This is a genomic window from Edaphocola flava (genome assembly GCF_004118155.1).
GTDB classification, from domain to species: domain Bacteria; phylum Bacteroidota; class Bacteroidia; order Chitinophagales; family Chitinophagaceae; genus Edaphocola; species Edaphocola flava.
In genome coordinates this window covers 448358-463092 of record NZ_SAIQ01000002.1, presented here as the reverse complement: position 1 = coordinate 463092, position 14735 = coordinate 448358, and the positions used below count along the sequence as shown (strand labels likewise).

Sequence of the window (14735 nt, the reverse complement as noted above, 5' to 3'; positions counted from 1 at the left end):
TTATTTATTTTATCTATGAAAGATGTCTGTAATGATCTGATACTGTTTAATTTATATAGTATAGACAAACGATGCAGCCCACCGGTTATGTACCAAACGGTCAATGTAAAGAAGAAAATACACTAATAAAATAATATTTTCTCATATAAATACTAAATACTACCTTTGCAGCCTGAATTTATCAAATAAATTTTTTTAATCTAAACTGTTATGGCAGATTTACGCTTACAGCGCAACTTTGGTATTGCCGCACACATTGATGCCGGTAAAACCACTACTACAGAACGTATCTTATATTACACTGGTGTAAACCACAAAATTGGTGAAGTACACGAAGGTGGTGCTACCATGGACTGGATGGCACAAGAACAAGAGCGTGGTATCACCATTACTTCAGCTGCAACTACTTGTTTCTGGAAATTCCCTACTGTACAGGGCCAACCTGTTCCTGATTCAAAACAATATAAATTCAATATCATTGATACTCCGGGTCACGTTGACTTTACTGTTGAGGTAGAGCGTTCTATGCGTGTACTGGATGGTCTGGTTGCTTTATTCTCAGCAGTTGATGGCGTTGAGCCTCAGTCTGAAACAGTATGGCGTCAGGCAAACCGTTACCGTGTACCACGTGTTGGTTTCGTAAACAAAATGGACCGTATCGGTGCTGACTTCCTGATGGTTGTACAGCAAATTAAAGATATGTTGGGTGCAAAAGCAGTTCCACTGCAATTGCCAATCGGTGCTGAAGATAACTTCAAAGGCGTGGTTGACCTGGTTACTATGAAATCTATCATCTGGGATGATAACACTCAAGGTATGACTTATACTGAAGGTGACGTTCCTGCTGATATGCAAGAAGAAGCAGAACTGTGGAGAGCTCAGCTGGTTGAAGCGGTTGCTGAATATGACGATCAACTGATGGAGAAATTCTTCGAAGATCCAAACTCAATTTCTGAGGCAGAGATCCACGAAGCAATCCGTAAAGCTACTATTGACCTGAGCATTATTCCAATGCTGTGTGGTTCTTCTTACAAAAACAAAGGTGTTCAGAAAATGCTGGATTGCGTAATCCGCTACCTGCCTTCACCAATGGATATCGAAGCGATCGAAGGTACTAACCCTGACAATCCTGAAGAAAAATTATACCGTAAACCAGATGCGAAAGAACCATTTGCTGCACTGGCGTTCAAGATCATGACCGATCCATTCGTAGGTCGTCTGGCCTTCTTCCGTGCATACTCTGGTCACCTGGATGCAGGTTCTTATGTACTGAACGTACGTTCCGGTAAAAACGAGCGTATTTCCCGTATCATGCAAATGCACGCTAACAAGCAAAACCCTATCGACTTCATCGAAGCTGGTGATATCGGAGCTGCTGTTGGTTTTAAAGATATCAAAACCGGAGATACTCTGTGTGATGAGAAACACCCTATCGTTCTGGAAAACATGTTTATTCCTGAGCCGGTAATCTCTATCGCTGTTGAGCCTAAAACTCAGGCTGACGTTGATAAAATGGGTATGGCGATCGCTAAACTGATCGAAGAAGATCCTACTTTACGCGTTAAATCTGACGAAGATACAGGTCAGACTGTATTAAGCGGTATGGGTGAGTTACACCTGGAAATCATCGTTGACCGTATGAAACGCGAGTTCAAAGTTGAAGTTAACCAAGGTGCTCCTCAGGTTGCTTATAAAGAGGCATTCACACTGCAAATCAGCCACCGTGAGGTGTTCAAAAAACAATCTGGTGGTCGTGGTAAATTCGCGGATATCCAGTTTGAAATCGGACCTGCTGATGAAGCATTCCTGGCTGAAGGTAAAGGTACTTTCCAGTTCGTAAATGACATCTTCGGTGGATCTATCCCTAAAGAATTTATCCCTGCTATCCAGAAAGGTTTCGAATCTTGTATGGGTGCTGGTGTTCTGGCAGGTTTCCCTGTAGAGCATATGCGTGTAAGAATATTTGATGGTTCTTTCCACCAGGTCGATTCTGACTCTATGTCATTCGAATTGTGTGCGAAACAAGGTTACCGTGAAGCTGGTCGTCAGGCTAAGCCAATCATCCTGGAACCAATCATGAAAGTAGAAGTGCTGACTCCAGACCAATACATGGGTGATGTTACAGGTGACTTGAACCGTCGTCGCGCTATGCTGGAAGGTATGGATAGCCGTAACAACTTACAGGTAATCAAAGCAAAAGTTCCATTGAGCGAAATGTTTGGTTATGTAACTCAATTACGTTCCCTGTCTTCTGGTCGTGCATCTTCTACAATGGAGTTCAGCCACTACGCTCAGGCTCCTAGAAACGTTGAGGAAGAAGTAATCGCAAAAGCAAAAGGACGTAAATCTGAAGATTAATATCCTTAATGCATAATAAAAATAGCGATCCGGTTTCGGATCGCTATTTTTATTATGCACTCATTTTAAGTAGCCGGTAATTCTATTGTGCCAGTTCCAGTACAGAAGCGGCATTATGTACCAGCTCCCCATCGGTAATCACGCCGGTTCCCAAAGCAATAACCGATACATTTTTATCGTAGAACCATTCTGCATTATGCAAGGTATCCAGCTTTACCGTACCTATAATATAGTTGCGGGCAGTACTTTTGAACACCTGCTCGATAGCTACAAAATGTTCCTTCTCTATAGTATCCCAGGATTCAAAACTAACATATACCTGCAGATACACCTCATTGCTCAGCTCATTCTGAATGCCCAGAGCAGTCTTCTTATACTCATACTTATAATCGTAGCGCAGTGCTGCAATATCACTCAGGACAGCTGAAGAAGTCGGATAACGACCGGCACCTTTCCCGTACAGGAATTGCTCATCGGCCAGCTTACTTCCTATCAGTACACCATTAAACTCATTACGTACACTGAACAGGCGGTTCTCCTGGTCTACAAATGTGGGTAAGATAAATGCAGCGACTTTTCCGGCCTCAACCTGTATAGATTGTGCAATCAACTTGATATTAAATCCTTTTTCCTGCGCGTACTGAATATCCCTTTCATGGATCTGGGTAATACCGCTGTACAGGATATCTTCCGGAATCTCATTAATACCATAAGCATGCTTCAGTATAATCGTCAGCTTATTCACGGCATCTATACCTTCCACATCCAGGGTAGGATCACTCTCTGCAAAACCCAGTTCCTGTGCTTGTTTCAGGGCCGTTTCATAAGGCAGTTGCTCCTCCTTCATCTTCGTCAGGATGTAATTGGTAGAGCCATTTACAATACCCGAAACAGAAGATAAGAGGTCATTATCATAATATTCCTCCAGGTTACGAATCACCGGTACACTGCCACAAACAGCCGCTTCGTACAGGAAGGATACACCAAACTCGTCGCGCAGGCTAATCAGCTCTTGATGGTGATTCGCAATCAGTTTTTTATTGGCCGATACTACAGATTTATGCTGGCGGAGTGCCTTGGTAACAATGCTATACGCAGCATCCGCATCATCAATCAACTCTACTATTACATTGATCTCTTCATCATTCAGCAGTTCATCTGCATTGTCTGTAAATAACGCTGCCGGTGCATTACGCTCTTTGTCAATATGCTTGATACAGATCTTTTTTATACTTGCATTTAAGGACTGCGTATCCTGCAGTACACGATATATACCCTCTCCTACTACTCCGAATCCGAAAAGGCCTATGGTTAATTTTTTATGGCTCATTGTTGTATTAAATATTAAAAAAGTAAAGAAAAAGCGACCGTCAGGCATGTAGATCCCCTAAGGTAGTGTACTCACTACCCCGATAGCCGGTTAAGCTATGCGGTCGCTGCTATATATAAGGAAGATTAAACGGCTTGTGCGGCAGTTACTGTAGCACTCACCTGTGCTTTTACCAGGGCTTGCTCCAGGTCCTTGATCAGGTCTTCGGCTTCTTCAATGCCACAGCTGATGCGGATCAGGGAGTCGGCAACACCGGACTGCAAACGTTTTTCACGAGGAATAGATTTGTGCGTCATTTGCGGAGGAGAACAGATCAGGCTTTTCACACCACCCAGGCTCTCAGCCAGTTTGAAATATTGCGTATTGGTCACCAGCGCATTGGCAGCCGCTTCAGTATCCTCTTTCAGGGTGAAGGATATAACACCTCCGAATAAGCCGTTTTGTTGTCTGGCCGCAATTTCATGATTCTTATGGCTGCTCAGACCCGGATAGTATACAGTAGCTACAGCATCATGCGACTCGAGGAAGGTAGCGACCTGCAGCGCTGTTTCACATTGACGGGTTACCCGCAGGGTCAGTGTTTCAATACCACGGATCAGCAGCCAACAATCATTCGGTCCTAAAATACCGCCGGATGCGTTTTGAATAAATTTGATCTGATCTGCCAGTTCTGTGTTGTTTACCACAACCAGTCCGGCAACCAGGTCTGAGTGCCCACCCAGGTATTTGGTACCGCTATGAATGATGATATCTGCTCCCAGCTGGAATGGCTGTTGTGCCACCGGAGAAGCGAAAGTATTGTCTACTACAACCAGTGCATTGAAGGATTTTGCAATTGCAGCAATGCGCTCAATATCGGAAACTTTCAAAGTAGGATTGGTAGGAGATTCCAGCCAGATCAGCTTTGTTTTTTCATTGATATACTGCAGTACATTATCTGCTTCGGTAGTATCGACATAGTGCACTTTGATACCGAATTTGGCATATACATGTGTAAACAGGCGATAAGCGCCACCATAGATATCATCTACCGCAATGATCTCATCTCCGGCACTTAACAGCTTCAGTACCGCATCGATAGCAGCTAATCCGGTTGCGAATGCATAAGCATTTGTTCCTCCTTCGAGATGTGCAACGAGTTGCTCCAGCGCCGCGCGGGTAGGATTGTTAGAACGGGCATAGTCAAAGCCTTTGTGTACACCAGGTGCATCCTGCACGAATGTTGCTGTTTGGTAGATGGGTACAGAGATAGAGCCGGTTAATGGGTCTACTGGAAGAGAATGAATCAGTTGTGTTGTGTTGATACTCATTGTGATTTTATTTTTTTCAGGTTAAAAAATAAATCACTTATGCAGTGTACTCACAGAAGCGCCTAAAATGAAAAAAGCGCTCCTGATAGTCAGAAGCGCTTTTCAATATCGTACGTTTATTGATTGCAAGAATTCTGAACTTATCTTTCCCGCATTGCTGCGAGCTGGAGTTGGCACCTTACTTCGCCCGGAGGCAAAAGCAGGTTGTCAAGGTGTCATCGGGCCATATCCCTCTACCTTTCTGAATAAGTAATTTTTTAAAGAACTGCTGCAAAGGTAATAGCAAAGATTTCAATCCACCAAATTTTTTTTCTGAAAAATATTTTCACATCAGTAAAGGAGACTGGTAGAAACACCAAACAAAATATACATAATGATTAATAGTCAATACATTACAAACAAATAAATAGAATATACATGTAGCAAAAAAAACACTGCTGCATGTCCATCAATTGGCTCAGGAGTTCAGTACATACATCTGCTTTTCCTCAATAATATGCAGGATTTTGCCAGCTTACACTTAAAATGATAATAGATCTGAACTTAATACGTATGAAAGCAAGATCAGGTAATAATGGGCACAAATACATCTCTGACCTTGAATTTCAGACCAAAGGTGGATCTATTCGCTTTATACACAGATAGCCTGATTAAAGGGCATTAAAAAAGCGCAAACCGTATGGTTTGCGCTTTACTATATCAATGTTAGATTGATTATTTTTTACCTTTTGCTGCTTCAGTTTCAGCTTGACGCAGTGCACGAGTCATTACTACAGATGCTACCGGTTGACGGCCAGACATCATGATTTCTATGTTACCTGCAGCGATATCTTCAACGCGTAAGTTACCGTTCAGTTCCAGGTTAGTCAGATCAACTTTAATACCTTCAGTCAGATCTTTAGGGAAAGCACGTACTTTTACTTTTTTCAGACGTAATTGCAGACGACCACCCGCTTTAACACCGGCAGGCTGACCTTCAAAAATGAAAGGCAGGTTTGCGATTACTTTCTTGTCTTCAACCAGCTCCAGGAAATCGATGTGGTTCAGACGGTCAGTTACTACATCAAATTGCAGATCTTTAACGATCGCTTTGTAGCTTTTACCATCAACTTTGATTTCAGCAATCTGGAATGCAGAAGTGTACACCAGAGAACGGAATGCTAATACCGGAGCATAGAAGTGTACTTCTTCTTTACCACCGTAGATAACGCCTAATACATTACCTTGGCTACGCAGATCGCGAGCGGCTTTCTTGCCTGAGTCAGTTCTCAATTGTCCTTCGATAACAACTGTGTTCATAATTTGTTTTAACTTGTACTTTTCAGTGTTAAACGGTATTCTGGCAAACGTCTAAAGCTGAATCGTGATGAATATTAAATTTATTTTTTTGCCCCCAGGGCTTCACCAGATTTTGTTGTTAAACACGTAGTTTATATTCTTACTTAAACCAGTTTTGGTTTATGTGCAAACAAGCTTGTAATAGACTTGTTCTCAAAAGTATTTTTGATGGCTATGGCAAATAATTGCGCACTAGTCAGTACTTCAATTTTATCAGACGTTCCTTTCAGAGGCATTGTATCACATACAACCAATTTTTCCAGTACAGAATTATTGATGTTTTCGTATGCTTTACCGCTTAATACAGGGTGTGTACAGAATGCGCGAACACTCAATGCACCTTTTTCCATCAGGATGGAAGCTGCTTTACACAGCGTACCTGCAGTATCACAAATATCATCGATCAGGATTACATTCTTACCTTTTACATCTCCGATTACCGTCATAGAACCAACTTCATTGGCTTTTTTACGGTATTTGTCACAGATTACCATTTCCGCACCAAAGTAGCTGGCTACTTCTCTTACACGGTTGGTACTGCCTACATCCGGAGCAGCAAAAATGAAATTGTCCAGTTTCAGGTTCTCGATATACGGGATAAAGATAGCTGAACTGTCCAGGTGATCCACCGGGATATCAAAGAAACCCTGGATCTGCGGAGCGTGTAAATCCATAGTCATTACACGGTCTGCACCTGCTTCGGTTAACAGATTAGCAATTAATTTAGACGCGATAGATACACGCGGTCTGTCTTTACGATCCTGTCTGGCGAATCCGTAATAAGGAATTACCGCAGTGATGTAACCTGCAGAAGCACGGCGTGCAGCATCGATCATCATCAACAACTCCATTAAGTTGTCTGTAGGAGCACAGGTAGATTGTACTAAAAAAACATGATCTCCACGTACGGACTCCTTAAAAACCGGCTGAAACTCACCATCACTAAACTTCTGAATACTTACTTCACTTAGTTTCTTTCCTGCTGCTTTGGCAATTGCTTCCGCCAAATATTGGGACACGGTACCCGAAAAGATTTTTACTGATGGTTGCATTAAATCAACTTTTTAGAAAATTGAGTGCAAAGGTACATATATTTCTTAAATAAAATCAAGAAAAATCGGGAGGACCAGCGAAGGAACAATATGTGCATCAAATGCCCAAATAATTTCTGTTATTTTCCGGTAAAATAAATCTATTTTCAGCCTGTGATTGCGATCATCAGCGGCAAAATACTGAATGCCTGGAAAGTAAACCCCAATGTGTGGTTATTTAAACTGAAGCAGTACCTCAGCAGCTTTGGTCTGCCCCCGCTACACTGGGAGATTTTTGGTGGCAATGCCCTACTCTTAAAAGTAGCGGCACAGGATGCCCTGTGGACGGCAATTTGCATCAAAGCAATCTTCCGGCAGGTACCGGATCTGGATGTTGCCCTCTCCATCGGTTTGGGTACAGAAGAGCAAACCGGATCATCGTTGCGCAATGGAGCCGGAACAGCATATGATTACAGCAACTGGAAGGCAGAAGAGCGTATTCCCAAACAGGCTACCTTTGCACTGCAATCGGCCAATACCTCATTCGACCGCCAGTTCAATCTCCTTCTGGATTTTGCACTGGTCAGTATGAACGAATGGTCTGTACTGGAAGCTGAAATTGTTGAACTCAGCATCATCTTTCCTGAAAAAAGCCAGCAGGAAATCGCCGACTGGCTCCGCATCCGGCAATCGGCCGTGAGTCAGCGCAGGAAAAGAGCTCATTTTGACCTTTTAGTCCAGCTCAATCAATATTATAAAAACGAATTAACCACGATTACGGAAGTATATGGATCCTTATAAGCATCTGTTTGACGCTTTATTCCAAAGCAAATTTGCCATTAAGATTCAGGCCCTGAAAGACCTGAAGATTATTGCAGAACGGGAACCGGAAGTCATTGTACCCTATTTCCCTCAACTCTTTACTGAAGCGAAAGAAGGTCCTGAGAAACTGAAATGGGGCGTAATGATGCTCATCAGTATGTGTGCGCACCTGGACAAAGAAGCGATCTTCGAACACCTGGGTCTTTTTGCCGCTATTGCAGATGGTCCTTCGGTAATTGCAAGAGATGCTTATGTACGTATGCTGGCGATGCTCTCGCAGGAGCAGCACTATACAGATACGACTACTGCCCTGCTGCTGGATGAGGTACTGAAAAGTCCGGTCAATCAATTGCCGAGCTATGCCGAAACCGCTACAAAACATATCCCTGCGACGCACTACACACAACTGGCCGAGATCATCAGCATGCGCCTGCCCGATGTGGAAGATTACCCGCCTAAAGAGAAAAAGTTACAGCGTTATCTGAAACTCTTAAAGAAAGGCTAATTCAAGATTACAGCAGTTTTTTTGTACCTTTCCCTCAGCAAAAAAACGTATTTTTGTACACGCACTAAAACAAGAAAATATATGTTATCGAAAACAATGCAAGATGCCCTGAACAAACAGGTCGCTATGGAAGCAGCATCTTCTCAAGCATATCTCGCAATGGCCAGCTGGGCCGAAATTCAACCCGGTCTGGATGGTGTTACCAACTTCTTCTATCAGCAAAGTGATGAAGAGCGTGTACACATGCTGAAACTGATTCGCTATATTAATGAACGTGGTGGATTTGCAATCGTTCCTAGCCTGGAACAGCCTAATATTACATTTCAATCTCTGCAACGTGTATTTGAAGAATTCCTGAAACATGAGATCGCAGTATCTGAAAGTATCAACGAACTGGTGGGCCTGGCCTTACAGGAAAGAGATTTTTCTACACATAACTTCCTGCAATGGTATGTAACCGAGCAACTGGAAGAAGAAGCACTGGCACGTACCCTGAATGATAAGCTGGAACTGGTGGGCGATGACAAGGGTGGTATTTACCTTTTCGACAAAGACATCCTGCTGTTCCGCAGTGCGGTCAGTAAAGATAATAACGCAGCGGGATAAGTATCGCTTAAGTAAAACAATATCAAATCAATAAACAACAAGATGTCAGGGGTAATGCTACACTGACATCTTTTTTAGTATTTCCAACAGAGACAAAGACCGTAATGGAGCCGAATAGTATTTTTGAGAAAGCAGTAGCCTTTGTAAACCAGACCAACCAACCTATATTCCTGACCGGTAAAGCCGGAACGGGTAAGACCACCTTCTTAAGGCATATCAAGGAACATAGCCATAAACGTATGGCCGTGATCGCCCCTACAGGTGTGGCGGCTATTAATGCCGGTGGTACAACAATACACTCTTTCTTCAATCTACCCTTCGGCACTTATATCCCCACCAACAAAACGGTTTGGGGCGGTGCTTATGCCAATGTATACAACAAGAACCAACTCTTTGCAAAAGCTAAACTGACCAGTATTAAACGTGATATCATCAAGAGTCTCGATACCCTGATTATAGATGAGATATCTATGGTGCGGGCCGATACAATGGATGCGATTGACGCTCTGCTGCGAATGGTACGATATAAGCCGGACACGCCTTTCGGCGGAGTGCAGATGATCTTTATCGGTGATATGTTCCAGCTGCCGCCTGTTGTGAAAGACGAGGAATGGGAGCAGTTGCAGGAAGTATATAATTCGCCGTTTTTCTTCGATGCACTGGTCATGAAGGAAGCTGAGCCGGTATACATTGAACTGAAAAAGATTTACCGCCAAAGCGATGAGCTCTTTATTAAGATCCTGAACAATGTGCGCAATAATACCTGCAATGAAGAGGACCTGGAGATCCTGAATGAGCATTACGATCCTTACTTTATCCCCGATGCCCATTCGGCCTACATTACCCTGACCACGCACAATTACAAGGCCGATGAAATAAACCAGGGCGCCCTGGAGCAACTCATGTCGGCTCCTGTTGTATTTGAGGCAAAGATCACGGGCGAATTTCCTCAGAATGCCTACCCTGTCGATGAACAACTGGTACTGAAAGCCGGTGCCCAGATTATGTTTATCAAAAATGACAAGGGTGAGAACAGGCGTTTTTACAACGGTAAAATCGGCACCATTGAGCAGATCGATGCAGATGCAAAGCATATAACCGTCCGTTTCCCCAATGAAGAGGACCTGCTGGTGCTGGAGGCAGAGACCTGGAAAAATATCAAATACGATTTCGATAAAGAAAACGATGAAATAAAGGAACAAGAACTGGGCACTTATACCCAGTACCCTATTCGCCTTGCCTGGGCAGTAACCATCCATAAAAGCCAGGGGCTTACCTTTGAAAAGGCCATTATCGATGCCGGACAATCATTCGCTCCCGGACAGGTATATGTGGCGCTCAGCCGGCTTACCCGGATCGATGGCATGGTGCTGAAATCAAAGATCACTCCGGCCAGTATCAATACCGATCCCCGGATTATTGATTTTGCCCAAAACGAAAGTCCCGAAGACGCCCTGGACAACCAGTTGCGCATGAGCCAGAAAATATTTGCAGAACAGGCCATTGCACAGGCATTTGACCTGGCAGAGGCTTATGATCTCTGGCTGGATTTCACCAAGGATATGATCAGGCGTGCGATACCGGAAAAAGAAGAGGCCTCTGAATTTGCCCTGGAGATGCTGAACCTGGTTAAAGAAATGGAGCAGACCGGCAGGAGATTCGTGCCCCAGATCCATCAGTTACTGAACCTGAATGATGCCAACCGTTATCAGCAATTAAATGATCGTGTACAGGCGGGTGCGGGCTGGTTCCTGAATAAACTGACCACTGTATTGAAGGCAGTAAGACAACATGCCGAAGCATACCGGGTAAAACAGAAAACAAAAAAATACATCAGCGAGGTAAAAGCACAGATACAAGCGCTGGAGCGCAAACAGATACAGATCGAGCAGGCTGCGGCAGTGGCTATGGGACTTTCTGTACAACTGAATATGGACACGGTAATGCAGGAGGTGCATAAAATGTTTGCTCCGGTACCGATCGACGCAGCATCTGCTACCGCTGCTGATGCAGAGCCTAAACCTAAGGCAGAAAAGGGCCAGTCCAAAGCGATAAGCCTGGAACTCTTCAAAGAAGGTATGTCTATCGAAAAGATTGCCGAAACACGCAATATGAGTGTCAATACCATATTTGGCCACCTGGCCGACTGTGTTACCGATGGCACTATTGAAGCAGAACAGCTCCTGAGCAAGGACAAGCTTTCTGCTGTCCGCAAAGCCCTGGAAGATAACCCTCATAAAACTTTAACAGAACTTAAAGAGATGCTGGGCGCTGATTACAGCTTCAATGATCTCAAAATCGGAAAAGCATATGAGGCCCGTAATATGCACCAGTCCTGATTCTAAAAACACATTGTCACGGAATTGTCAGCAAAAAAAAGCCTATAGAGAAAAGCTATTAAAAATGCCTCAAGACTCGCCGAAATTGAGTTAATTTTGCACAAATATTCAATTCAGGTTTAAACATGAAAAAGTCAAGTATCATTGTCTTAGTTTTGATTGCAGTTACGATTGGCGTTATTGTATCCTCATTTGGCAGTTTCAGCACTTATGAAACCTTTGCCTCTGCGGCAGAAAAGCCAGGCAACACATTTGTCGTAATGGGCACATTAGATAAAGGCCAGGCTATGGAGTATGATCCAAAGGTAGATGCCAACAAATTTGTATTCTACGCAAAAGATCAGAAAGGCAAGCCGCTGCGTGTCATCTTTAACGGCACCAAACCTCAGGACTTTGAGCGCTCAGAGCAGCTGGTCATGACCGGTTTCGTAAAAGACAACGAATTTCACTGTGAAAAAATTCAGATGAAATGTCCGTCTAAATACGAAAACGACCAGGTCGTTGTTGCCAACAAGCCAGCCTAATTTCACTTTTTATCCCTTTAATCTTGGAACAAACATTTACAGGAGAACATTTATTGCCTGGGCAGATCGGGCAGTTCTTGTTGGTATTTTCCTTTGTCGCATCTTTATTTTCTTTATTCAGTTACCTGCAGGTTACTAAATTTGAAACCTCAAAGCCAGACCTTAGTCTGAGCTGGCTGAAACTATCCCGTATGAGCTATGTGCTGCACGCCTTTGCTGTCATCGGGATTTTTATTACCCTCTTTTACATTATTCAAAACCACTTATTCGAGTACCATTATGCCTGGAAGCACAGCTCTATAGGTCTTAAGGCTAAATACCTGCTGGCCTGTTTCTGGGAAGGTTCCGAAGGTAGCTTCCTGCTATGGACCTTCTGGCATGCCGTACTGGGCTTCTTCGTACTGTGGCGTGGCAAACAGTGGGAAAGCCGTGTAATGGTCGTTGTACTGGTAGTACAGGCTATACTGTGTACCTTACAGCTGGGCATTTACTTTGGCGATACCAAGATCGGAGGCTCTGCCTTCACCCTGCTGCGTAATGAAATGCAGGATGCCCCTATCTTCCGCCAGGCCAATTACATGGAGTTTATTACGGACGGTAAGGGCCTGAATCCTTTACTGCAGAACTACTGGATGGTAATCCACCCTCCAGTACTGTTCCTGGGCTTTGCGCTCACTTTATTTCCATTTGCCTACGGCATTGCTGCCTTATGGAAAGGAGAATATAAAACATGGATCAACCCGGCCTTACGCTGGACCCTGGCTACCGGTGCTATATTAGGCACAGGTATCATGATGGGTGGAGCATGGGCATATGAGAGTCTTACCTTTGGTGGTTACTGGGCATGGGACCCGGTGGAGAATGCTTCGCTAGTGCCATGGCTGATCGTGATTGCCGGACTACATACCCTACTGATCTATAAGAGTACGGGACGCTCACTGAAAATAACCCTTATCTTCTTTATACTTCAGTATGTACTGATCTGGTATTCTACCTTCCTTACCCGTACGGGTATACTGGGCGACACTTCTGTACACGCCTTTACCGGTGAAGGTGCTTCTATGAAATGGCATCTGCTGATCGCTATCTTTATTCTGCTGATCTGGGGTATTGCACTGATGATCGGTCGCTGGCGCAAAATGCCTCATATCGCAGGTGAAGAAGAGACCAGCAGCCGTGAATTCTGGATGCTGATCGGATCGATAGCCTTCTTATTAAGTTCTATTCAGATTATTGCCGCTACTTCTCTCCCGGTTTGGGCACCTTTATACAAACAGATATTCGGAACGGACATCGCTCCTCCGACCAACAGGGAAGCTTACTATAACAATATACAGGTATGGTTTGCCATTGTTATTGCCCTGCTTACCGGCGCCACTCAATTCCTGAAATTCAAGAAATCGGGTAACCTGAAAAAGTTCTGGACCGTAACCGGTATCCTGATGTTATTATCCCTGGCTATTAGCCTATGGGTGATTAACTGGCAGAAGATTGCTCATGTACAATACATGGTGTACCTGTGTGTATCTTTATACGCCCTGTTCGGCAATATCTACTACCTGTTTACTGCACAGAAAGGCAATCTGAAGAAAGCCGGTGGTTCGGTAACCCATATTGGTTTTGCGATGATGCTGCTGGGTATCCTGTTCTCTTCATACAAGAAGGAAGTGATCTCTAAAGACATCAGCGGTAAGGTAATGAACTTCGGTAAGGAAACCTTCGAAGAAAATGCTCAGGAAAGCCGTAACAACGTTATGCTATACCGCAATACGGCATTACCAATGGGCGATTATATGGTACGTTACCTGGGCGATAGTACGGATACTAAAAATGATCCGCCGATCACTTACTTCCGTTTACGTTTCGAAAAAACAGATCCTAAAACCGGAGCAACAACAGAGTCATTTATGCTCTACCCGGATGCATTCATCAATGCTAAAGGTCAGGAAGGCCTGAGCTCTAACCCGGATGCTCGCCATTACTGGAACAGAGATATCTTCGTATACATCACCTCTGCCCCGGATCCTAAAGGCAAAACCGATACCAGCTCTTACCATCCGCTGGAGGTTAAAAAAGGAGACAGTATTTATGTAAGCAACGGATACTTTGTATTCGAAGACTTTGACCCGAATATCCGTAACAAGAATTACACCAAAACCGAAGGAGATGTGCCCGTTGGTATCAACCTGCACGGTTATGATGTAAACGGCAGTGTGGGTACGATACAGCCTGTATTCTTTGTAAGAGGTAATGAGACCGGTACTGCATATGACTCTCTGAATGCACTCGGTACTTTTATTAAAGTAGATAAAATAGATCCTATCAAGGAAACCATTACCCTGGGTATCAGACAAAGAGCACAACAGGATGATTACATCGTGATGAAAGCCCTGATATTCCCGATGATATGGTTACTGTGGCTGGGTATCATTATTATGATTGTCGGCTTCTTTATCAGCCTATGGGCTAGAAAAGGAATTAATGCCGCTTAATATATAATCGTTAACGTTTCATAAAATGGGCCGGAAGCATAGCTTCCGGCCCATTTTATGCGTAAATTGCTGACAAATAA

Annotated in this window: 11 protein-coding genes and 1 riboswitch; of the genes, 7 read left to right on the top strand and 4 right to left on the bottom strand. The window is 43.8% G+C overall.

Going from position 1 to position 14735, the window contains the following annotated elements:
- Positions 1 to 210: 210 nt before the first annotated feature.
- Positions 211 to 2358, top strand: a complete 2148-nt coding sequence (gene fusA / locus EMP01_RS08305; protein ID WP_129021043.1) for an elongation factor G — start codon at positions 211 to 213, stop codon at positions 2356 to 2358.
- Positions 2359 to 2440: 82 nt separating this feature from the next.
- Here the strand turns inward: fusA and EMP01_RS08300 are convergent, their stop codons facing one another.
- The 4 genes from EMP01_RS08300 to EMP01_RS08285 form a co-directional block, all read right to left on the bottom strand.
- Positions 2441 to 3688 carry a homoserine dehydrogenase gene (locus EMP01_RS08300; RefSeq protein WP_129021042.1) on the bottom strand — a complete coding sequence of 416 codons (1248 nt, stop codon included), beginning with the start codon at positions 3686 to 3688 and terminating at the stop codon, positions 2441 to 2443.
- Positions 3689 to 3813: 125 nt separating this feature from the next.
- Positions 3814 to 4998, bottom strand: coding sequence for a trans-sulfuration enzyme family protein (locus EMP01_RS08295; protein ID WP_129021041.1), 1185 nt, complete (start codon positions 4996 to 4998; stop codon positions 3814 to 3816).
- Between the two features lie 137 nt (positions 4999 to 5135).
- Positions 5136 to 5250, bottom strand: a riboswitch (SAM riboswitch).
- Between the two features lie 462 nt (positions 5251 to 5712).
- Positions 5713 to 6297 (bottom strand): 50S ribosomal protein L25, encoded by a 585-nt coding sequence (locus EMP01_RS08290; RefSeq protein ID WP_129021040.1) that lies wholly within the window; start codon positions 6295 to 6297, stop codon positions 5713 to 5715.
- A gap of 143 nt (positions 6298 to 6440) precedes the next feature.
- Positions 6441 to 7388 carry a ribose-phosphate pyrophosphokinase gene (locus EMP01_RS08285; RefSeq protein WP_129021039.1) on the bottom strand — a complete coding sequence of 316 codons (948 nt, stop codon included), beginning with the start codon at positions 7386 to 7388 and terminating at the stop codon, positions 6441 to 6443.
- A 153-nt stretch (positions 7389 to 7541) separates the two neighbouring features.
- On the opposite strand from EMP01_RS08285, the gene EMP01_RS08280 reads away from it, so the two are divergent.
- The 6 genes from EMP01_RS08280 to ccsA all read left to right on the top strand — a co-directional run bounded on the left by EMP01_RS08280 (position 7542) and on the right by ccsA (position 14655).
- Positions 7542 to 8168, top strand: coding sequence for an RNA polymerase sigma factor sigma-70 region 4 domain-containing protein (locus EMP01_RS08280; RefSeq protein WP_129021038.1), 627 nt, complete (start codon positions 7542 to 7544; stop codon positions 8166 to 8168).
- Positions 8155 to 8694 carry a hypothetical protein gene (locus EMP01_RS08275; RefSeq protein WP_129021037.1) on the top strand — a complete coding sequence of 180 codons (540 nt, stop codon included), beginning with the start codon at positions 8155 to 8157 and terminating at the stop codon, positions 8692 to 8694. The genes EMP01_RS08280 and EMP01_RS08275 overlap by 14 nt, the downstream gene beginning before the upstream one ends.
- Positions 8695 to 8775: 81 nt before the next feature.
- The gene (locus EMP01_RS08270) at positions 8776 to 9300 is read left to right on the top strand and encodes a ferritin (protein ID WP_129021036.1); all 525 of its coding nucleotides are present in this window, start codon (positions 8776 to 8778) and stop codon (positions 9298 to 9300) included.
- A 104-nt stretch (positions 9301 to 9404) separates the two neighbouring features.
- Positions 9405 to 11639, top strand: coding sequence for a helix-turn-helix domain-containing protein (locus EMP01_RS08265; protein ID WP_129021035.1), 2235 nt, complete (start codon positions 9405 to 9407; stop codon positions 11637 to 11639).
- Positions 11640 to 11764: 125 nt separating this feature from the next.
- Positions 11765 to 12163, top strand: a complete 399-nt coding sequence (locus EMP01_RS08260; protein ID WP_129021034.1) for a cytochrome c maturation protein CcmE domain-containing protein — start codon at positions 11765 to 11767, stop codon at positions 12161 to 12163.
- Between the two features lie 23 nt (positions 12164 to 12186).
- Positions 12187 to 14655, top strand: a complete 2469-nt coding sequence (ccsA, locus tag EMP01_RS08255) for a cytochrome c biogenesis protein CcsA (protein WP_129021033.1) — start codon at positions 12187 to 12189, stop codon at positions 14653 to 14655.
- The last annotated feature ends 80 nt before the right edge of the window (positions 14656 to 14735 follow it).